The following is a 20,492-nucleotide window of genomic DNA, read 5'->3' on the forward strand; positions in this document are numbered from 1 at the left end:
CGTGAGCGGCCGCCCGCAGCGTGGTGACCCGCTTCCGCTCGCATGGACGGCGGCGTCCGGTCAGCCGTCCGCGGCCTCCGCCCCGGTGATCGGCTGGGGCCCGGAGAGCCGGGTCGGCAGGGCATCGATCCGCAGGGACCGGCGCAGCGCCCGGGAGAAGGCGTCGACCGCCACCGTCACCAGGGCGGTGGCGGCGATCAGCAGAGCGGCCACGTCGAGGCGCAGCTCCGAGATCGCCGCGTCGACATAGAAGCCCAACGTCGTGACCCCCAGGATGCCGAAGATCGCGCTCTCCCGCAGGATCAGCTCCCAGCGGTAGAGCAGGTAGGCGAGGAACTGCCCGTAGAGGCGGGGCACGGTCTCGTAGGCGTAGAGGTCGAGGCCCCTTGGCGCGTCGGCCCGATAGGGGATCGCGTCGGCGTGCCGGCCCATCAGGTAGGCGACGATGCCGGCATTGTGCAGCGCCAGCGCGAGGATCGCCGGCAGCATCGAGGGGCCGAGCAGCTGCAGGCCGAGATAGGCCAGCATGTATTCCGGCGTGGAGCGCACCACCACGAGGAGCACCCGGCCCAGGGGCCGCCCGACCGGGCCGGCGAAGCGCCGCGCGGTCAACGGGAACAGGACGAGGGCCCCCAGCGCCGTGGCCGCCAGCGCGATCTGCGCCAGGACCAGGGTCTGGGCGGTGCCGGGCAGGACCTGCTCGGTCAGGATCGGGCGCAGCCAGGACCAGAGCCGCGCCCAGGTCTCGGGTTCGGCGAGAGCGGCGCCCCGGAGCGGCGCCGGCACGATGTCGTGGCCGAGGAAGCGGGCGAGGCTCGGGCCGATGGCCGCGCTGCCGATGGTCGGCGGCAGGGCCAGCGCGGCGCCGACGAGCAGGACAGGCACGGTCCGGGTGCGCACCCAGAGCCGGCGGCTGCCGATCAGCGCGTAGAAGATCAGGAGCAGCGCCCCGGCCTCGGCGTAGCGGCCCTGCCGAAAGGCGGATTCGAAGGCGAAGCCCATGGTCGGCAGGCCGATGAAGCCGAGCACGAGGCTGGAGCGCAGGCCGCATTCCAGGCGATAGAGGGTGTAGTCGCGCATCCGCCCGGCGACCTCGGGCAGGCGGGCATACAGGAAGGCCGAGACCGCGCCGGTGCCGGCGGGCAGGGTCCGGACGGCCGCGAGGTCGGCCTCCTCGATCAGCTCGGCATAGACCTTGGCGCAGATCCCCGCATAGGGCAGCGCGATGGCGAGCACGCCGGTGGTCGCCGAGAGCCCGAAGACCTGCATCAGCAGCAGCGCCCAGAACAGCTCGTGGACGGCGCGGAGGACCGCGCAGGCGAGCCGGACCGCGCGGGAGCGGGCGAAGGGGATCGCGAGCAGCAGGCCCGTCCCGGCGCCGAGCCCGACGCCGAGCATCGCGAAGGCCACCGTGGTGACGACGCTCCACCCTTCCACGGCGAGGAAATCGGGCCGGATCAGGCCGCCGAGCAGCCGCGCGAGGTCGGACCAGGGCTGGAGCGTGGTGACCTGCAGGTCGGCCACCAGCAGGCCGGCGAGCGCCGCTGCCAGGAACCAGCGGCTCACCGCCGCGTAGCCGGGCCGCGGCAGGAACGCGGCGCGCATCAGGCGGCCTCGTAGAAGGGGCGCAGGCGCGCCGGATCGAGGCCGGCCGACGGCGCGTCGAGGACGATCCGGCCGGCCTCCAGCACCACGATCCGGTCGGTCTGGGCGAGCGCCAGGGCGACGTCGTGGAGCGCCAGGATCAGGGTCTCGTGGCTCGCCGCCAGCTCGGTCAGGATCCGCGCGCCCTGCTGGCGGTCGAGCGCCGAGACCGGCTCGTCGCCCACCAGGACCGGCCGGCCGTTATAGAGGGCGCGGGCCACCGAGACGCGCTGCTGCTGGCCGCCGGACAGTTCCCCGGCCCGCGCCCAGAGCGTGTCCGCCAGCCCGACCCGGTCGAGGATCTCCTCCACCGCGGCGACGTCGTCCCGCGCCGGCCGGACCAGAGTGCGCAGGTTGTGCAGGGTCGAGCGCCGGTCGAGGCGGCCCATATAGACGTTGTGGAACACCGAGAGCGGCCCCACCAGGGCGGCGGCCTGGGGCACCAGAGCCACCCGCTCGGGCGCCTGCCCGTGGATCAGGCCGATCAGGGTCGACTTGCCGGCCCCCGAGCGGCCCATGAGCGCGATGCGCTCACCCGCCCGCACGGTCAGGTCGATGCCGGAGAGCACCGGGCGCCCGCCATAGGACGCGGAGGCGTTCTCGAGGACGATGGCCGCCCCGTCTTCCGCGCCGCCCGACACCGGCCTCAATCCAGCAGGCCGGTGGAGCGCCCGACTGCGACGAGGGGCTCGTAGGCGGCGTTGGTCACGGGGATGAACTGCGAGCGCCCGAACGGCTCCAGGATCGCCGGGTCGGTGATGCCGGTCAGGGCCGAGCGCAGCCTCTCCATGAAGCCGGCGCCGTAGGTCTGCTCCACGTCGCCCCGCACGGTCCATTGGTAATCGGGGAAGGTCGGGCTCTCCCAGATCACCGAGACGGCCTCCGGGTCGACCTTGCCGGCCTTGGTGTCGAGATCCCAGACCGAGTAATCGACGGCGCCGACCGCGAAGGCGCCGGACTGGACCAGCTGGATCGTGCGGGTGTGATCGCCCGAGAAGCCGACCCGGGCGAAGACCTGCTCGGGAGCCTTTCCCGGGAAGGCCTGCCGGATGAAGTATTCCGGCATCAGCCGCCCGGAGGTCGAGGCGCGGGCGCCGAACGTGAAGGTCTTGCCCCGGATGTCCTTGGGGAAGTCCGTCCCGCGCTTCAGCCCGGTGGCGGCGTTGGCGATGACATAGGTCTTGAACGCCGCGTCCTCGGCGCCCTGCGCGATCGCCTGGGAGCCCGGGACGGCCTTGCGCGCCTGGACGCCGGTGAAGCCGCCGAACCACGCGAGCTGCACCTGCCCGTTGGTGAAGGCGGTGACCGCCGCCGGGTAGCTCTTCACCGGGATGTAGCGCACCGGCACGCCCAGCCTGGACTCCAGATAGGCGGCGACCTTGCCGAAGCGCTCGACCAGGCGGCTCTCGTCCTGGTCGGGGATGCCGGTGAAGACGAGGGGCGGGACCGCCCGCCCCTCCTGCACTCTCTCCTGCCCCCTCTCCTGCGCCCGCGCCGGCCCGGCGGCGGCCAGGGCCGCGCATGCACCCAGGGCGAGCCGCCCCCACAATCCCGATCCCAGCATCGCGTCCTCGTGGCACCGCGCCCACGCACCGTGGGCTCTCGATCCGGCGGACGTCGCAGAACACGCTGCGCCCGCTCCGTCAGGCACCCCTGATCGCCGAAAACCGGCCGAACCGGAAGTTGCCGGATATCCGCTCCGCTCCGTGCGGCCGGAAACCGTCGGGTCCGGACGGTTCAGCGGTGAGGGCGATGATGACGGGGCCTGCGGTGGGCCCGGCGCATCGTCGCGCACGACTCCGTCCGGGCGTTGCGGTGCATGCCGCCGGAGCGGTCGTTGCCCTGCCCGGCCGCGTTCCGGTCGAGGCCGTCGTCCGGGGCGGCCAGGCCGGGCCGGCGGTCGCGAAGACGAGGCCGAGCGTCACGCCGAGCATGATCCTGTTCATGGGGAGATGTCCGTCCGCGGCCCTGCGCCGCGCCGACCGAACGGATCGCCCCGGCCCGGTTCCGAACCGGCCGGCGACCACGCTGCGGCATCCTGCGGCGGGCCTCACGCGCCCGGCGCCACCGCGATGGAGAACAGGCTGAGGGGCTCCGGCAGGGCGGCCTCCGGTACCGGCACGGCGCGGATTCCGGCCGGAAGACTCCCGCCGAGCAGATCCAGGAAATCCCCCGAGGCGGCGACCTCGATCTCGGCCGCCTTGGCCTGGGTCTCGATCCGCGCCAGGGCGTTCATCGCCGGACCCAGCACCGTGTACTCGGCCCGGACCCCGTCGTCGAAGACGCCGACCAGGAGATCGCCCGCATGCAGGGCGATCACGAGCCGCAGGGGGAAGAGCCCCTCCCGGGCGCGGGCCGCGTTGAGGGTCACGAGCCGGTCGCGGATCGACAGGGCGCAGGCCAAGGCCGCGCGCGCCTGGACATCGGGGTGGCCGACGACGAACTGCACCAGCACGGCATCGCCGATATACTTGTCGACGAGGCCGCCCTGCTCCGCCACCGCCGCCTGGGCGGCCGCCCGGACGGCCAGCAGGGCCGTCACCATGGTCTCCGGCGGGTGCTCGCGGCTCAGGCGGGAGAAGCCGCGGATGTCGAGGATCATCAGGCAGGCATGGCGCCGGTGGACGCCGAGGCCGGAATCGCCGTCCTCGGCGGCGAGGTCGAGGGCCACCGTGTCGGGCACGAAGCGGGCGAGCTGGGTCCGCTCGTGCTCCATGCGCAGGGCCCGCGCCACCGCCGCGCGCAGGCGGATCATGCCGTCGACCACCAGGAGGCCCGCCGCCATGAAGGTGGCAAGCCCCGTGAGCTGCGCGGTCGGGAAGGTGTCGGCGTTCGGGAACAGGTCCGGATGCAGCAGGCCGACCAGGAAGGCCGCGCTCCAGCAGAGGGTGACCACGCCGCAGAACAGCAGCGTCTGCGCCACCCGCATGCTCAGGCCGGTCTGGAGCAGGAGCAGGAAGGCGGGCAGGCGGCTCACCGCATCGGCGCCGAGGCCTGCCCCGCCCCCGGCCAGCATGTGCTCGATGATCACGTAGACGGCGAGGCCGGCATTGAGCCCGGTGCCGGCCCAGCTGTAGAGGTTGGCGGCGGGGCCGCCGCCGCGCTCCCGGAGCCCGAACCAGACCGTGCCGAGGCCGTAGAGGCCGAGGATGAGCCAGTGGCTCAGGGCGTGCAGCGAGCCGTCATAGGCCTGGGCTGCCATCAGCAGCACCAGGACGATCACCACCCGCAGTCCGAGCAGGCGCAGGCCGCCGCCGGCCTGCATGGCCCTCAGAACCGCTTCGTCGTCCGATCCCGGATCCACCCTGCCCTCGGCGGGCGCCCGCGCGGCCTGCAGGCCGGGAAGCGGCGGATTGCCGAAACCGCCCGAGGCCATCAGCCGCCCCGGCCGAGGCGCCGGGCCGCCGCGAAGCGGTTGAGGAAGCGCGGTTCCTTCTCGGGGGCGATCCGGACCGCGAGGTGCAGGGTGCCGTCGGCCTCGGACCGGCGGTCGAGGATCTCGGCGTTCTCGTAGAGCCAGTTCAGCGCCGCCCCGTCCTCCGGCGGCAGCGCCACCGCGAAGCTCGCGCGGTTGCGGCCGATCCGGGCCTCGATCCGGGCCGACAGGGCCGCGAGCCCCTCCCCGGTCAGCGCCGAGACCAGGACCGGCGCGGCGCTGTCGCGGTCGTTGCGCGCCTTGGCCTGGCCGCTGAGGTTCAGGAGCCGCGTGCGCTCGTCGTCGTCGAGGAGGTCGGCCTTGTTCCAGACCTCGATGATCCGGTCTGCACTGGTCTCGATGCCGAGTTCGCGCAGGACCTCGCCGACATCCTCGGCCTGGGCCTCCGAATCGACGTGGGAGACGTCGCGCACGTGCAGCAGCACGTCGGCCTCGATGGCGTCCTCGAGGGTCGCCCGGAAGGCCGCGATCAGCGGCGTCGGCAGGTCGGAGATGAAGCCCACCGTGTCGGACAGGATCACGGTCTCGCCGTGGGGCAGCTTGGTCGCCCGGGCGGTGGGGTCGAGGGTGGCGAACAGCATGTCCTTGGCGGTGACCTCGGCCTGGGTCAGGGCGTTGAACAGGCTCGACTTGCCGGCATTCGTGTAGCCGACGAGCGCGACGATCGGGTACGGCACCCGCGCCCGGCTCTGCCGGTGCAGGCCCCGGGTGCGCACCACCGCGTCGAGGTCGCGCTCGATCCGGGTCATGCGCTCCTGGATCATGCGCCGGTCGGCCTCGATCTGGGTCTCACCGGGGCCGCCCAGGAAGCCGAAGCCGCCGCGCTGGCGCTCCAGGTGGGTCCACGAGCGCACGAGCCGGGACTTCTGGTAGGCGAGGTGGGCGTGCTCGACCTGGAGGGTGCCCTCGCGGGTCGACGCGCGCCGCCCGAAGATCTCCAGGATCAGGCCGGTGCGGTCGATGACCTTGGCGCCCCAGGCCTTCTCGAGGTTGCGCTGCTGCACGGGCGAGAGGGCGCAATCCATCACCACGAGGCCGATCTCCCGGGCGCGGATCAGGCCGGCGATCTCCTCGACCCGGCCCTTGCCGAGAAAGGTCGAGGGCCGGATCCGCGGCAGGCTGATGGCGAGGCTCTCCAGCACGTCGAGTTCGATCGCGGCGGCGAGCCCGGTCGCCTCGTCGAGGCGCGCCTCGACGGAGCGGGTGGGCGCGGCCGGCCCGTGCCCGGCCCCCGACGCGCCGCGCGCGAGGTAGGGACCGATCACCAGGGTATGGGTCGCCGCGGCGATCTCGCCCTCGGGGGCGGCCTGCGCCTGGAGGCGCGCTTCGCCGGACGTCAGCGTTTCGGTCATGCAGCCTTTGGACGCCGCCGGCAGGCCGGCGGTTTCGTTCGAGAGGTCGGAATCGTCAGAATGGGGATGCGGGCGGGCCGGGCCAAGATGCCGGGACAAGATGCCGGGACGGGACGGCCGCGGATATCCGTCGGCGGGACGGCGCACGTCACGCCCCCGCCGCGGCTGCGCTGGTCACGCAACGGCTTCCGCAAGGCGCGACAGACCCCCGCACCCGCTCGGGAGAGGAGCCCGCGCTCCCAAGCCCGATCCCGATCGTCGGATCCGTTCCGCGCCGCGGCGGCCGACCCTCACGCCTTCTCGGCGGTCTCGTCCGGCTCGAACAGCTGCACGGGATGGCCCGGCATGATCGTGGAGATCGCGTGCTTGTAGACCAGCTGCGAGTGCCCGTCCCGGCGCAGCAGCACGCAGAAATTGTCGAACCACGTCACCACGCCCTGGAGCTTGACGCCGTTGACGAGGAAGATGGTCAGCGGAATCTTGTTCTTGCGGACATGGTTGAGAAACGTGTCCTGAAGGTTCTGTGCGCGTTCGCCCGCCATCTTCTTAGCCTTCTTGTTGTCCCGGCTCGCTCGGCCCGGGATGGGTATGCCGCGGGCCGGATCGTCCGATCATCCGGTCCAGGGCCGTGTATACAAACACCATGACGACGTGAAAGCGTGGGCGCAAGCAACCCCCGTTCCAGCCGATCCGTGACGGATCGGCCCCGCCCTCAACGCGCGCCCCGGCGCCGCGCCCTCACGGGCCGATGCCGAGGGACTTCAACTTGCGGTGCAGGGCCGAGCGCTCCATGCCGATGAACTCGGCGGTGCGGGAGATGTTGCCCGAGAACCGCGCGATCTGCGCCACGAGGTACTCGCGCTCGAAGATCTCGCGGGCCTCCCGGAGCGCGAGGCTCATCAGCTTCTCGCCGCCCGCGCCGCCCGGGGTGGTCGGCACCAGGGCGCCGATCTCGGAGGGTAGCATCTCCGAGGTGACCTCCTGCTCCGGGTCGGCCTGGGTCAGGATCATCAGCCGCTCGACGTTGTTCTTGAGCTGGCGCACGTTCCCCGGCCAGTTGTGCGACTGCAGCACCGCCATCGCGTCCTCGGCGATCCGGCGCTTGGGCAGGCCGGTCTGGGACGAGATGTTGTCCATGAAGAACTGGATCAGCTCGGGCACGTCCTCGCGGCGCTCCGACAGGGCCGGCACCCGGATCGGCACCACCGACAGGCGGTGGAACAGGTCCTCGCGGAAGCGGCCGGCGGATATCTCCTCCTGGAGGTCCCGGGATGAGGACGAGATGATGCGCACATCGACATGCACCCGGGTGGTGCCGCCGACCCGTTGAAAATTCTGGTCGACGAGGACGCGCAGGATCCGGTTCTGGGTCTCGCGCGGCATGTCGGCGACCTCGTCGAGGTAGAGGGTGCCGCCATGGGCCTCCTCCAGGGCGCCGACCCGCCGGCCGGTCTCGCCCTCGACGCCGAACAGCTCCGCCTCCATGGTCTCGGGCAGGATCGCGGCCGCGTTGAGCAGCACGAACGGGCCGTTCGAGCGGGCCGAGGCCTTGTGCAGGCTGCGCGCCGCGAGCTCCTTGCCGGAGCCGAGCGCCCCGGTGATCATCACCCGTGCGTTGGTCGGCGCCACCCGGTCGAGGGTCTGGCGCAGCTGGTTGATGGCGAGAGAGCCGCCGACGATCCGGTTGGTGGCGCCGGAGCGCGCCGTCAGGTCGCGGACCTCGCGCCGGAGCCGGGAGGCCTCCAGCGCCCGCTCGGCCACCAGGATCAGCCGGTCGGCCTTGAACGGCTTCTCGATGAAGTCGTAGGCGCCCGCCTTGATGGCCGAGACCGCGGTCTCGATGTTGCCGTGGCCCGAGATCATCACCACCGGCAGGTCGGGGTTCGCCGCCTTGATCAGGTCGAGCACCTGCAGGCCGTCGAGCCGGGAGCCCTGCAGCCAGATGTCGAGGAAGACGAGGTGCGGCCGGCGCGCCTCGATGGCGGCGAGCGCCTCGTCCGAGCCGCCGGCCGTGCGGCAGCGGTGGCCCTCGTCGTCCAGGATCCCGGCGACGAGGTCGCGGATGTCGGCCTCGTCGTCGACGATCAGGATATCGGCGCTCATGCGTGCATCTCCGCGATCCGGGGGGCCGTCGGTGCGGCGCCCTTCTCCTCTGTCGTGACGGGACGGGTCTCGGGGGCGACCGCCGCCGGCTCGGGCCCGTGCTCCCGCGGGACCCGCATCCGCACCTGGCCGCCGCGGCCGGCGGGATTGTCGTTCAGCTCGATCCCGCCGCCGTGCTCCTCCAGCACCTTGCTGACGATGGCAAGCCCCAACCCGGTCCCACCCTCGCGGGTGGTCATGTAGGGCTCGAGCAGGCGCTGGCGCCCCTCGGCGGGGAATCCCTTGCCATTGTCGGTGACGGCGATCACCGCGAACCCGTCCTCGACGGCGAGGCTCAAGGCGATCTTGCCCTTGCCGAGTTCGGCCTCGGGCACCTCGGCCACGGCCTCGACGGCGTTCTTGAGGATGTTGGTGATCACCTGGCTGAGCAGCCGGATGTCGAAGGCCGCCACGATCTTTTCCGCATTGCCCGCTCCGCCCTGGGCCGAGAACGCGAAGTCGATGTCCGGGTGCGCCACGCGCATCATGAACAGGTTCTGCTTGGCGATCTCGGTGAGGTCGTTCGGTGCGATGGCGGGCTTGGGCATCCGCGCGAAGGCCGAGAACTCGTCGACCATGCGCTTGATCTCGTCCACCTGACGCACGATCGTGGCGGTGCACTGGTCGAACACCTCCTTGTCGGTGGTGATGACCTTCCCGTACTTGCGCCGGATCCGCTCGGCCGAGAGCTGGATGGGGGTGAGCGGGTTCTTGATCTCGTGGGCGATGCGGCGCGCCACGTCGCCCCAGGCGGAGCTGCGCTGCGCCTGGACGAGGTCGGTGATGTCGTCGAGCGTCACCACCGAGCCGCGGGACGCGCCTTGCGCCTGCTCGCTCGTGACCCGAACCGTGATGGTCCGCTCGCCGCGCGACCGGGTGAGCTGGATCTGCTGCTGCTGCAGGCTGCGCGGGCGCGCCTCGCTCTCGGCCAGCACGGGCGCGAGTTCCGGCACCGCCTGGGCGAGGGACTGGCCGACCAGGGCGTCGCTCTCCAGGTCGAGCATGCGTTCCGCGGCCGGGTTGGCGATGGTGACGAAGCCCGCCGCGTCGAGGCCGATCACCCCGGGCGAGACCCCCGAGAGCACGGCTTCCGTGAACCGGCGGCGGGTGTCGATCAGGTCGCTCGCGGCGATCAGGCCGGCATGCTGGCGACGCAGCTCCTGGGTCATCTTGTTGAAGCTCTCGCCGAGATGGGCGAGGTCGCCGCTGGTCTTCTTGGTCGGCACCTGGGCGTAGAAATTCCCCGACGCCACCTGGTCGGCGGCGTTGATCAGCCGGCGGATCGGCGCCACGAACCGGTTGGCGAAGTTCATCCCGAACCACACGGCCGAGAGCAGCGCGATCAGCGCGATCAGCAGGAACACCGACGCGAAGGTGATCTGAATCGAGCGCCGCAGCGAATCGTAGGTGAGGTACTCGGCCGCCGCCGCCCGGGACACGCCCGGGAACTCGATGGCGAGCTGGCTCACCTCCCGCTGCACCATCAGCACGGCGTCGTCGTAGGCCGGCATGCGCAGCAGCGCGGCGAAGACGCGGCCCTCGGTCGGCAGGAGACAGATCGGGTCGGCGGAATTGGCCGCGTCCTCGAAGGCCGCCGCCGAGGGCAGCCGGTTCGTCTTCAGGACGTCGATCTTGGCCCGGGCCACCACCTCGGTAGGGCCGCGCATGATCTGCGCCACCGGCAGGCCGAGATTGGTCGCCCGGGTGGTCAGGAAGGTCTGGAACCAGTCCCGGTTCACGTCGAAATTGGGCCGGGCCCGGGTGAGGTCGTCGGCGAGGATGCGGATCTCGCGGGCGAGGCTCTGGCACTGGTTCTCCTGGTAGGCGTCGGCCACCTCCACGGATTTCAGCACCACGTCGCGGACCCGGTCGGTGAAGCCGAGCGACAGGCCCCGGTCGATCGTCACGGACGCCACCACGGCGAGCAGGATCGTCGGCAGGATCGCGATCAGCGAGAACAGGCCGACGATGCGGGTGTGCAGGCGCGCCACCGCCGCGTTGGCCTTGCGGGCGTGCAGGAAGACCCGCGCCTCCCAGGCGATGATGACGGCCAGCCCGAGCACCAGGGCGGCGTTGATGGCGAGCAGCGTCACGCCGTAGGCCGGCGTCGGCGTCACCCGGATCACCCCGGCCAGGATCAGGAAGGTCGCCAGCGCCGAGACCAGGGCGGTGACCACCATGGCCGCACCGATCCAGCCCGGACCGCGCGGGCCCGGCCGCAGGGATTCTGCCAGGGGCGTGCCGGGCGGCGGGGATGCGTCCGAACCCGCGTGCATGCCCGAACCCTGCTGGTCCGCGGCCGGCCGGTCAGCATCTTGGCCAGCGGCTTGGGCCAGGTCTTCGCCAGCGGCTTGGGCCAGATCTTGGCCAGCGGCTTGGGCCAGGTCTTCGCCAGCGGCTTGGGCCAGATCTTGGCCAGCGGCTTGGGCCAGGTCTTGGCCAGCGGCTTGGGCCAGGTCTTGGCCAAGGTCTCGGCCAGCCCCGTCGCCTGCCCTCTCGGGCGCCGGCGTGGAGCCTTCCTCTGTCCGTGAGCGTCTCAGGAACGGCATGACTGGTGCAGAGCCACAACAGTGTGGCGGAATTAATACGAATCCGGGCGTCGAGGCGGCGGTTCGGCGGCGCGATCCGCCGCAGGCGGCTGCCTCGAACAGCGTCCCGACCGCGAATCCGGGCCCCGGAGCGCGGCTCACGCCCTCCGGGGGAGATCCGCGCGGGCGGTCCAGCCACGGGCCGCCTGCGGGGTGTAGGATGGCGCGGTGAGGCCGGCGGCCCCGGGATCCCGGGGCCTGCGTGGCGGCGGGTCTCGGCCTCGCCCGGGAAAGCCGGGAGGCGCGGCGATGCGAGCAGATCGACGGATCCGGGTCGGCCTGATCGGCTACGGTTATTCCGGCCGGACCTTCCATGCCCCCCTCATCGGCTCGGTGGCGGACCTCGACCTCCGGCTGGTCGGCTCGGGCGCGCCCGCCCGGGTCCTGGCCGACCTGCCCGACGTGGCGGTGGCCGCCGATCCGGTCGCGGTGGCGACGTCGGAGGCCGTCGACCTCGTCGTGATCGCCACCCCGAACGACACCCACGCGCCCCTGGCGCAGGCCGCCCTGGCGGCGGGGAAGCATGTCGTCGTCGACAAGCCCTTCACCCTGGACCTTGCCGAGGCGCGCAGTCTGGCCGATGCGGCGCGGCGCGGAGGCCGGCTGCTGCGCGTCTTCCACAATCGGCGCTGGGACAGCGACTATCTCACCATCCGTCAGGCGATCGCGGAGGGCCGCGTCGGCCGGGTCCGGCACTTCGAATCCCACTTCGACCGGTTCCGTCCGGAGGTCCGCGCCCGGTGGCGGGAGGGGCCGGGCCCCGGCAGCGGGATCTGGTACGATCTCGGTCCGCATCTCGTGGACCAGGCGCTCCAGCTCTTCGGTCTGCCCGAGCGGGTGAGCGCGCATCTCGCGCGGCTCCGCCCCGGCGCGCAGACCGACGATTGGGCCCACGCGGTGCTGGACTATCCGGGCCTGCGCGTTGTGCTGCATGCCAGCATGCTGGTCGCCGGCGGATCGCCCCGCTTCCTGGTGCACGGCGAGGCCGGCAGCCTGGTCAAGCACCGTTCCGACATCCAGGAGCAGCAATTGCTGGCCGGCCTGAAGCCCGGCGCCGCCGGATGGGGCGAGGATCCGGACGGGCCGGAGATCCACGACGCGACCGGGCGGGTGGCGCGCGCGCCGGCGCTGGCCGGGGACCAGCGCGGGTTCTACCGCGCGATTGCCGAGGCGATCGCCCGGGCTCCGGTCGACCAGACCGGGGCGCTGGAGGCCGTGCGCGTGACGGCCTGCATCGAGGCGGCGCTCACCGCGGCGCGCACCGGAATTGCGGTCGGCCTGACCCTGGCTCCGGAAGAGCGGGGGCCCTGACGCCCCGCCCCCGTCCGCTCCGGCCCGCGACCTTTGCGCGCTGGCATGCCGCCACGGCCGCCTGCGGACGCCGTGGACCTTGACCCGTCCGGTGGCCGCTCGTAACCCCGGCCGTGGAGGCGAACGGGGTCTGGTGGCCCTCCTGGTCTTCAAAACCAGTGGTACGCCAACAGCGTACGGTGGGTTCGATTCCCATCCGCTTCCGCCAGTCTTCCGATTTTCTCAACCGATAAATCAGTGTTCGCCGATATCCGGGCGACAGGCGCGATAAAGTTCGCAATACTAGCTTATCGGAACCGTGGGGGTGCCGGTTCGTTTTCCGCGATCGATCCCGCGCTGGTGCCCCGTGAAGAACCGTTACGCCGCCACCGTCCCGTCCCCGCCGGCCTCGGCCGGCCGTGCGCGCTGAGGCCGCCATGCTGGACAGACTGGTCACGTTCCTCCCGCCCGGCGCCCGCGAGGCGCTGCGGATCCTGGCGGCGCGCGTGCCGGCCCGTTTGCCGGCGCGCCGCCCGGAGCCGCAATCCGCGATCCTGCCGGGCTTCGACACGCGGCCCGCCGCGATGACGCCGCTGCATCCGCCCGCCGCCATCAACGACAATCCGCTTCAGGCCGTCCACGAGGCCGTCGAGCGGGACCTGCGCGCCAGCGGCCACCTGCGCTGACGTCGGGCCAAGGCACGAGCGAAGGGGCACGTCGCGGGCCTGTCCGTCAGATCCGTCAGCGCTTGGCCCGCGCGGGGCTCTCCGAGATCGTCCCGGGCTCGATCCAGTGGCAGGCCGTGGTGCCGCGCACGGCGGCACAATCGTAGCTCTGGCCGCCCAGCGTCACCTTGTCGACGATGCCGGTGAGTTCCGCGCGCGCCAGCGCCGCGCAGCCGAGATGGTCTGCCTTGGGATCGGCCAGATGCGCCGCGGCGGACGCAGCGCCGTCGCGCATCAGCATCCGGTAATTGGCGAGCGACGGGCAGCCGATCACCGGCGGGCCGCCCCGCCGGTCGGGGGCGTTCCTGTCGGATCCGGACCGGCCCGGCGCGCGGGGCGCCTGCTGCGCCAGGACCTGCACCGCGCTGAGGCTGACGGCCAGCGCGACGGGGACGAGCAGTGCGAGCAATCGGCGTGTCATGGGCCGCTCGTAGCATGACGCATCCGGGGTTGCGCATCCGCCGCGGCGCCGCGGCCGGGACCCGCCATCGCGCAGACCTGCGGCGGGCTCAGGGCTCGGCTGCGGATGTTCAGGCTTGACCGCAGGCCCGCCATTTGCGAGCGCCGCTCGGGAACGGGAGGACCGGCCATGACGACGGAAATCGACAGCGACCAGAAGCTGCATCTGGTCTTCGGCGGCGAATTGCAGGATCTCGACGGGGTCCGGTTCCGGGATATCAAGAATCTCGACATCGTCGGCATCTTCCCGGATTACGCCTCGGCCCAGGCCGCGTGGCGGGCCAAGGCCCAGGCCACCGTGGACAGCGCGCAGACGCGCTACTTCGTGGTGCATCTGCATCGGCTGCTGGAGCCGCCGGCTCCCTGAGCGCAGCCCTCCGCATGCACGGCGCCGATCCGCGGCGCTTGCGGGACGGCCGTGAAGGCATTGTGACACTTCCTGCCCGCTGCTAAGAGCCTCGCCCGTCATCGGATCGTTCCGGCCCCTCGGGAGACCGGTCTAGACAAGAGCGGCGGAAGGTCCGGCCGCGAGTGAGCGGCCGCCCATGAAATCCTCGATCAAGATCATCGCCGGGAATGCCAGCCGGCCCCTGGCCGAGGCGATCGCGGCCTATCTCGAATTGCCGCTGGCCAAGTGCATGGTCCGGCGCTTCGCCGACATGGAGATCTTCGTCGAGCTCCAGGAGAACGTGCGCGGCGAGGACGTGTTCATCGTCCAGTCGACCTCGTTCCCGGCCAACGACCACCTGATGGAACTGCTGATCATGATCGACGCGGCGCGCCGGTCCTCGGCCCGGCGCATCACGGCGGTGATCCCGTATTTCGGCTACGCCCGGCAGGACCGGCGCACCTCCGGCCGCACGCCGATCTCGGCCAAGCTGGTGGCGAACCTGATCACGGAAGCCGGCGCCGACCGCGTCCTGACCCTCGATCTCCATGCCGGGCAGATCCAGGGCTTCTTCGACATCCCCACCGACAACCTGTTCGCCGCCCCCGTGATGGTGCGCGACATCAAGGAGCGGCTGCCGAGCGCCGACCGGATGGTGGTCTCGCCGGATGTGGGCGGCGTGGTCCGCGCCCGCGCCATCGCCAAGCGGATCGACTGCCCGCTGGCCATCGTCGACAAGCGCCGCGAGCGCCCGGGCGAGTCCGAGGTGATGAACATCATCGGCGAGGTCGAGGGCCGCTCCTGCATCCTGGTCGACGACATCGTCGATTCGGGTGGCACCCTGGTCAATGCCGCCGAGGCCCTGCTCAATGCCGGCGCCAAGGACGTCTCGGCCTACATCACCCACGGCGTGCTGTCGGGGGGCGCGGTCTCGCGGATCGCCGCCTCGCGGATGAAGGAGCTGGTGATCACCGACTCGATCCAGCCGACCCAGGCGGTCAAGCTCGCCCGCAACATCCGGGTGGCGACCATCGCGCCGCTGCTCGGCGAGGCGATCGGGCGCACGGCGACGGAATCCAGCGTCTCCAGCCTGTTCGACTGACGGGCCGTCGGGGCCACCGCCCCTATTCCCCCGGCATCCAGCCGCTCCTGTTTCCGGTCACCGTCCCCGGCGCGGTGAGCACCAGGACCGTGCGGCCCGGCAGCGGCACGGTCCCGCCGGCCGCGACGGCCGGCGCGTCGGTCGCGCGGGCGCCGGCCGGCTCGCCGGTGTCGAAGACCGGTCTCCACGGGCCGCCGACCACCGGGGCGAGGCGGAACGGGACGGCCTCCGCCCCGGCATTGAACAGCATCAGGAGCCGGTCGCCCGGATCGCCGTCGTTGCCGATCTGCATGCCGAACACCTGAAGTCCGTCGTCGGACCAGTGGCGGACCTCCATCTCGATGCCCTCGGGGGAGAGCCAGTGCACATCGCGCAGGGGCTCGTCGGGATCGATCAGCGCGCCGGTGAAGAAGCGCCGCCGCCGGAGGGCCGGCTGGGTCCGTCGCAGGGCCAGCAGGTTGGCGACGAACTCCGTGAGGGCGGGGTCCGGATCGACGCTCCAGTCCATCCAGCTCGTCGGGTTGTCCTGGGCGTAGGCGTTGTTGTTGCCGCCCTGGCTGCGGGAGCGCTCGTCGCCCATGAGCAGCATCGGGACGCCCTGGGCCAGCATCACGGTCGCCAGCATGTTGCGCTTCTGGCGGGCGCGCAGGGCGAGGATGGCGGAATCGTCGGTGTCGCCCTCGACGCCGTAATTGCGGCTTACGTTGTGGTTGTGGCCGTCGCGGTTGTCCTCGCCGTTGGCCTCGTTGTGCTTGTGCTCGTACGCCACCGTGTCGGCGAGCGTGTAGCCGTCGTGGCTGGCGATGAAGTTGACGCTGGCGAGCGGCGAGCGCCGGGACGGGGCGAAGACCTCGCGCGAGCCGGTCAGCCCCTGCGTGACCTTGGCGAGCGTGGCGGAATCGCCCTTCCAGAAGCCCCGCGCGGCGTCGCGGAACTTGTCGTTCCACTCGCTCCATCCGCGCGGGTAGCCGCCGAGCTGGTAGCCGCCCTCCCCGATGTCCCAGGGCTCGGCCACCATCTTGACCCGGGCCAGAACCGGGTCCTGCGCCACGGCCTGGAAGAAGGCCGCCTGGGGGGTGAAGGCGAGCGGCGCGCGCCCGAGGCTCGAGGCGAGGTCGAAGCGGAAGCCCGCGATGCCGTAGGCGGTGACCCAGTGACGCAGGGAATCGAGCACGAGTTGCATCACCCGGGGGTGGCTCGCGTCGAAGGTGTTGCCGCAGCCGGTGCAGTCGAGGTTGCGGCGCGCATCGGCCGGATCGAGCTTGTAGTAGCTGGCGTTGTCGATGCCGCGGAACGACAGGGTCGGGCCGGTATGGTCGCCCTCGGCGGTGTGGTTGTAGACCACGTCCAGCCAGGTCTCGATCCCGGCGGCATTCAGCTCCCGGATCGCCGCCTTCAGGCCGCCAAGGCCGCCCTCCCCGAGATAGCGCGGCTCCGGGGCGAAGTAGCCGAGGGGTTGATACCCCCAGAAATTGACGAGTCCCTTCTCGACCAGGAAGCGGTCATCCGCGAAGGCCTGGATCGGCAGCAATTCCAGGGCGGTGACGCCGAGCTTGACGAGATGCGCGATGATCGCCGGGTGGGCGAGTGCCGCGTAGGTGCCGCGCTCCGCATCGGGGATGTCGGGATGGGTGCGGGTCAGCGCCTTGACGTGGGCCTCGTACACCACCGTCTCGGCGAGCGGCCGGCGCACCGGATTGAGGGCGAGGTCGGGCACCTCCGGGGCGGTGACGACGCATTTCGGCATGTAGACCGCGCTGTCGCGCCGGTCGATCCGGTCCTCGCGTCCGCCGCGGCGATGGCTGTAGAGCGCGTCGTGCCAGCGGATCCGGCCGCGGATCTCCCGCGCGTAGGGATCGAGGACGAGCTTCGAGGCGTTGAACCGGTGGCCGGAGGCCGGATCCCAGGGACCGTGCACCCGGTAGCCGTAGAGCTGGCCCGGCAGCACCCCGCGCAGGTAGCCGTGCCAGACGTCGTCGGTCCGGCAGGGCAGCCGGACCGTGCGGGTCTCGTGCCGCTCCCCGGGCTCGAACAGGCAGATATCGACCGCGGTGGCGTGTTCGGAGAACAGCGCGAAGTTGACGCCGCGCCCGTCGAAATGGGCGCCGAGGGGCGCCGGCACCCCGTCATCGACGGCGATCATGCGGGGCGTCCGGTCACGCGGATGGAGGCGGGCGGAAGCAGCGGGCGGAGCCGGCTATTCGGCGGCCGCGGCGGCGGTGGGGGGCTCGCGCTCGATCGTGCGGAAGTTCTCGAGCTCGGCCAGGAAGTTGCGCGCCCACCAGTCGACGTCCTCGCGGGTCATGCGCTCGACCATCGGCTTCCACCGCGCCAGCCGCTCCGCCTTCGGCATGTAGAGCGCGGCCCGGATCGCCTCGGCCACCTCGAACCGGTCGTAGGGGTTGATCAGCAGCGCCTCGGGCAATTGCCGGGCGGCGCCGGCGAATTTCGACAGGACCAGAACCCCCGGATCGTCCTCGCTCTGCGCGACGACGTATTCCTTGGCGACGAGGTTCATGCCGTCGCGCATCGGCGTCACGAGCCCGACCCGGGCGGCCCGGTAGAGGCCGGCCAGGACCGGGCGCGGATAGGCCTTCGTGATATACTGGATCGGCGTCCAGGCGGGATCGCCCAGCGAGCCGTTGATCTCGCCGACCTTCTCGTTCACGTCGCGGGCGAGCTGCTCGTATTCCGGCACTTCGCTGCGGGATTTCGGCGTGATCTGGATGTAGGTGACGTTGCCGCGCTGGTCGGGATTGGAGGCGAAGAAGCTCTCCACCGCCTCCATCCGCTCGGGCACGCCCTTGGAATAATCGAGCCGGTCCACGCCGATCAGCAGCTTGCGGGTGCGCAGACCCGCGATGGTCTCGCGCACGACCTTGTTGGCGTTGGCCTTCTCGGCAGCCTCCTTGAAGCCGGCCACGTCGATGCCGATCGGGAAGGCGCGGATCCGCGTGCGGCGGCCGTCGACCATCAGCGAGCCGCCGCCCAGGGGAATCGCCCGCTGGGTATCGACCAGGTTGCGCTGCAGGTTCTGGACGTCCGCCTCGGTCTGCAGGCCGATCAGGTCGTAATCGACGATGGCGCGCAGCAACTCGCCGCTCGCCGGCAGCGAGTTGAACACGTCGGCGGCCGGCCACGGGATGTGGTGGAAGTAGCCGATCGGGTTGTCGAGGCCGAGGCCGCGGAGCTCGGCCGCCAGCGGCAGCAGGTGGTAATCGTGGACCCAGATGATGTCGTCAGGCTCGACCAGCTTGGCCAGCGCCCGGGCGAAGGTCCGGTTCACGCGGCTGTAGCCGGCATAGTCCGAGCGCGAGAAGGCGCCGAGCCCCAGCCGGTAATGCATGATCGGCCACAGGGCGCGATTCGCGAAGCCGGCGTAATATTCGAGGTGGTCCTGCGGCGAGAGATCGACGACGGCGTACTGGACGCGGCCCCGGTCGATCAGCGTCGGCTCCTCGGAGGGCTCCTCCGTGATGGTGCCGCTCCAGCCGAACCACAATCCCTCATAGGCCGTGAAGGCCTCCTTGACCGCGACGGCGAGGCCGCCCGCCGCCACCGCCTTGCCGCCCCCTTCCGGGACGGCGACGCGGTTCGATACGATCACAAGGCGTGCCACGCGGGTCGACTCCGGATCAGGGGCGCGGGTCGGGTCGAGGATCTCGCCGCGCCTGCATCGGGACATCACTACTATGCCAGAACGCGCGGAGTCCCTGCGCGATCCTTTGTTGGGTCGTGAGGCAACCCAAGCGTGAAGCCGGGCGCGGGTCAAGTCGAGGCCATACCGTTCCGGGACAGGGCGGCCGCTCCGTCCCGAGCCGGTACGTTGTGCAAGCGTGGCGGTTCTGGCAGACCTTGTCTGAACGTCGACTGAGCGGTGCCGCGCGGGCATCGGACCGGGTGCGTACAGCGGAACTGCGCACACGGGACCGGAACCCGTGACAGCCGAGTCGGTTACTCAGCCATCGCGGGGCCCGCGGTCGCCGCGAGCGGCCCCGTCCCCGCGCCGCGAGGAGTGTTTTCGAGATGGCCGGCAACGAGTTACCGCAAGGCACCCCTGCGGACCCCATCGCGGATCCGCATCGCGAGGCGCCGCACACCGCCGCGGAGGAGCGCGCCCAGTGGCGGGCCCTGCAGGGCGACGTCGAGGGGCTGGCCGATGTGGCGGCCGAGCGCGGCCGCGGCCTGCTCGATGCGGCGCGGCTGCAGGCCCAGACCTATGTCGAGCAGCGCAAGAGCGACGCGGCGCAGTCGGTCCACGATCTGGCCCAGACGATCCGCAATTCCGGCCGTGACCTCGGCGACAAGCCGAACGTGCGTGCCTTCTTCGACAGCGCCGCCGACGGGCTGGAGCAGCTCGGCTCCTCGATCGAGCGCCGCAGCCTCGGCGACTTCTACAGCGAGGCCGAATCCTTCGCCCGGCGCGCGCCGGTGGCGGTGGCGGTCGGGACCTTCGTGGCCGGCCTGATCGCCGCCCGCTTCATCAAGTCGTCGAGTCTGCCGCCGGAGGCGCCGGACGGCGATGCCCGCGACAGCTTCCGGGCCTGATGCCATGACCCTCGGCTCCGACCCGCGCCAGACAGGCCCATCCGCCGGCCCCTCCAGCATCCAGAGCCTGATCGGCGACGCCCTGCGGGAGACCAACGAGCTCGCCCGCAAGGAGATCGCTCTGTTCCGGGCCGAGATGGCCGGCAACATCCGGCAGCTGATCGTCGGGCTTGCCTGCATGGTCGGCTCGGCCGTGTTCGCCGTGGTCGCCCTGCTGGTCCTGATCGGCGCCTTCGTGAAGTGGCTCGCCACCATCGTGGGCTCCGAATGGCTCTCGGCCCTGATCGTCGGCGGCGTGCTGCTGGTCCTCGCCCTCGGGATGGCCCTGTGGGCGCGCAGCGTCCTCTCCCTCTCGACCCTGGCTCCGAAGCGCACCACGCGCCAGGTCCGCCAGGATGCCCAGGCCCTCTCGGAGCGCGTGTCCGGATGAGTACGATGAACGACCTCGAGAAGGAGATCGAGGAGAGCCGGGCGCGGCTCGACGACACGATCGACCGCATCCAGGGCCGGCTCTCGGTGCCGAACCTCGTGGACGAGATGCTGGGCAATGCCCGGCGGGTGCCGGCCCTGAACAGCACCTACGATACGGCCCTGGAGGCGGTGCGCCGCAATCCGGTGCCGGTGCTGCTGATCGCGGCCGGCGTCGGCCTGCTGTTCAACCGGATGGCGAAGGATGCCCAGCGTCGGCGCACCGAGGTGTCGGCCGCCCGCGTGCCCACCCTGAACACCGGCGCGGCCCGGGGCTACGACCCCGACCTCCCCACGGTACGCCCGGCCCGCGATCCGCTGGACACGACCGAGATCTGACGCCCGGGCCC

Annotated in this window: 18 protein-coding genes and 1 tRNA gene; 8 read left to right on the forward strand and 11 right to left on the reverse strand. The window is 71.6% G+C overall.

The genetic code is table 11. The features are described 5' to 3' along the window. Window positions 1–60: 60 nt before the first annotated feature. The 8 genes from CIW48_RS25985 to CIW48_RS26025 all read right to left on the reverse strand — a co-directional run bounded on the left by CIW48_RS25985 (window position 61) and on the right by CIW48_RS26025 (window position 10,850). Window positions 61–1,605 (reverse strand): ABC transporter permease, encoded by a 1,545-nt coding sequence (locus CIW48_RS25985; RefSeq protein ID WP_149313334.1) that lies wholly within the window; start codon window positions 1,603–1,605, stop codon window positions 61–63. Then, window positions 1,605–2,285, reverse strand: a complete 681-nt coding sequence (locus CIW48_RS25990; protein WP_149313335.1) for an ATP-binding cassette domain-containing protein — start codon at window positions 2,283–2,285, stop codon at window positions 1,605–1,607. The genes CIW48_RS25985 and CIW48_RS25990 overlap by 1 nt, the downstream gene beginning before the upstream one ends. A gap of 5 nt (window positions 2,286–2,290) precedes the next feature. Continuing rightward, complete coding sequence (locus CIW48_RS25995; RefSeq protein WP_149313336.1) at window positions 2,291–3,208, reverse strand: putative selenate ABC transporter substrate-binding protein; 918 nt, start codon at window positions 3,206–3,208, stop codon at window positions 2,291–2,293. A 486-nt stretch (window positions 3,209–3,694) separates the two neighbouring features. Next, the gene (locus tag CIW48_RS26005) at window positions 3,695–5,020 is read right to left on the reverse strand and encodes an adenylate/guanylate cyclase domain-containing protein (protein WP_149313337.1); all 1,326 of its coding nucleotides are present in this window, start codon (window positions 5,018–5,020) and stop codon (window positions 3,695–3,697) included. Next, window positions 5,020–6,432, reverse strand: a complete 1,413-nt coding sequence (gene hflX / locus CIW48_RS26010) for a GTPase HflX (RefSeq protein ID WP_149313338.1) — start codon at window positions 6,430–6,432, stop codon at window positions 5,020–5,022. The genes CIW48_RS26005 and hflX overlap by 1 nt, the downstream gene beginning before the upstream one ends. A gap of 290 nt (window positions 6,433–6,722) precedes the next feature. Further along, on the reverse strand, window positions 6,723–6,974 hold the full coding sequence (hfq, locus tag CIW48_RS26015) for an RNA chaperone Hfq (RefSeq protein WP_007563033.1): 252 nt from the start codon (window positions 6,972–6,974) through the stop codon (window positions 6,723–6,725). A gap of 196 nt (window positions 6,975–7,170) precedes the next feature. Continuing rightward, window positions 7,171–8,535, reverse strand: coding sequence for a sigma-54 dependent transcriptional regulator (locus CIW48_RS26020; protein WP_149313339.1), 1,365 nt, complete (start codon window positions 8,533–8,535; stop codon window positions 7,171–7,173). Beyond that, window positions 8,532–10,850, reverse strand: coding sequence for a PAS domain-containing sensor histidine kinase (locus CIW48_RS26025; RefSeq protein WP_149313340.1), 2,319 nt, complete (start codon window positions 10,848–10,850; stop codon window positions 8,532–8,534). The genes CIW48_RS26020 and CIW48_RS26025 overlap by 4 nt, the downstream gene beginning before the upstream one ends. A 561-nt stretch (window positions 10,851–11,411) precedes the next feature. On the opposite strand from CIW48_RS26025, the gene CIW48_RS26030 reads away from it, so the two are divergent. From CIW48_RS26030 to CIW48_RS26040, 3 genes are all read left to right on the forward strand, one after another. Further along, complete coding sequence (locus CIW48_RS26030) at window positions 11,412–12,473, forward strand: oxidoreductase (protein WP_149313341.1); 1,062 nt, start codon at window positions 11,412–11,414, stop codon at window positions 12,471–12,473. 115 nt (window positions 12,474–12,588) lie between these two features. Then, a tRNA-Sec gene (locus tag CIW48_RS26035) sits at window positions 12,589–12,681 on the forward strand. A 208-nt stretch (window positions 12,682–12,889) separates the two neighbouring features. Continuing rightward, window positions 12,890–13,138 carry a hypothetical protein gene (locus CIW48_RS26040; protein ID WP_149313342.1) on the forward strand — a complete coding sequence of 83 codons (249 nt, stop codon included), beginning with the start codon at window positions 12,890–12,892 and terminating at the stop codon, window positions 13,136–13,138. Between the two features lie 55 nt (window positions 13,139–13,193). Here the strand turns inward: CIW48_RS26040 and CIW48_RS26045 are convergent, their stop codons facing one another. Continuing rightward, entirely contained in the window at window positions 13,194–13,598 is a 405-nt protein-coding gene (locus CIW48_RS26045) for a hypothetical protein (RefSeq protein WP_149313343.1), read from the reverse strand. A gap of 168 nt (window positions 13,599–13,766) precedes the next feature. On the opposite strand from CIW48_RS26045, the gene CIW48_RS26050 reads away from it, so the two are divergent. Then, complete coding sequence (locus tag CIW48_RS26050; RefSeq protein ID WP_091787095.1) at window positions 13,767–14,003, forward strand: DUF4170 domain-containing protein; 237 nt, start codon at window positions 13,767–13,769, stop codon at window positions 14,001–14,003. A gap of 178 nt (window positions 14,004–14,181) precedes the next feature. Continuing rightward, on the forward strand, window positions 14,182–15,126 hold the full coding sequence (locus CIW48_RS26055; protein WP_012318471.1) for a ribose-phosphate pyrophosphokinase: 945 nt from the start codon (window positions 14,182–14,184) through the stop codon (window positions 15,124–15,126). A 22-nt stretch (window positions 15,127–15,148) separates the two neighbouring features. Here CIW48_RS26055 and glgX read toward each other — a convergent pair whose 3' ends face one another. Both glgX and CIW48_RS26065 read right to left on the reverse strand, forming a co-directional pair. Continuing rightward, window positions 15,149–17,269 (reverse strand): glycogen debranching protein GlgX, encoded by a 2,121-nt coding sequence (glgX, locus tag CIW48_RS26060; RefSeq protein ID WP_149313344.1) that lies wholly within the window; start codon window positions 17,267–17,269, stop codon window positions 15,149–15,151. 54 nt (window positions 17,270–17,323) lie between these two features. After that, window positions 17,324–18,745, reverse strand: a complete 1,422-nt coding sequence (locus CIW48_RS26065) for a trehalose-6-phosphate synthase (RefSeq protein WP_149313384.1) — start codon at window positions 18,743–18,745, stop codon at window positions 17,324–17,326. A gap of 407 nt (window positions 18,746–19,152) precedes the next feature. Between CIW48_RS26065 and CIW48_RS26070 the strand changes: the two genes are divergently transcribed. From CIW48_RS26070 to CIW48_RS26080, 3 genes are read left to right on the forward strand one after another with little or no spacing between them, the layout of a single operon-like run. Then, on the forward strand, window positions 19,153–19,674 hold the full coding sequence (locus CIW48_RS26070; protein WP_149313345.1) for a hypothetical protein: 522 nt from the start codon (window positions 19,153–19,155) through the stop codon (window positions 19,672–19,674). A gap of 4 nt (window positions 19,675–19,678) precedes the next feature. Beyond that, window positions 19,679–20,104, forward strand: coding sequence for a phage holin family protein (locus CIW48_RS26075; RefSeq protein WP_091787088.1), 426 nt, complete (start codon window positions 19,679–19,681; stop codon window positions 20,102–20,104). Window positions 20,105–20,109: 5 nt separating this feature from the next. Next, window positions 20,110–20,481 (forward strand): DUF3618 domain-containing protein, encoded by a 372-nt coding sequence (locus CIW48_RS26080; RefSeq protein WP_173009402.1) that lies wholly within the window; start codon window positions 20,110–20,112, stop codon window positions 20,479–20,481. Window positions 20,482–20,492: the final 11 nt, after the last annotated feature.

This window comes from Methylobacterium sp. P1-11 (genome assembly GCF_008329595.1).
GTDB lineage: Bacteria > Pseudomonadota > Alphaproteobacteria > Rhizobiales > Beijerinckiaceae > Methylobacterium.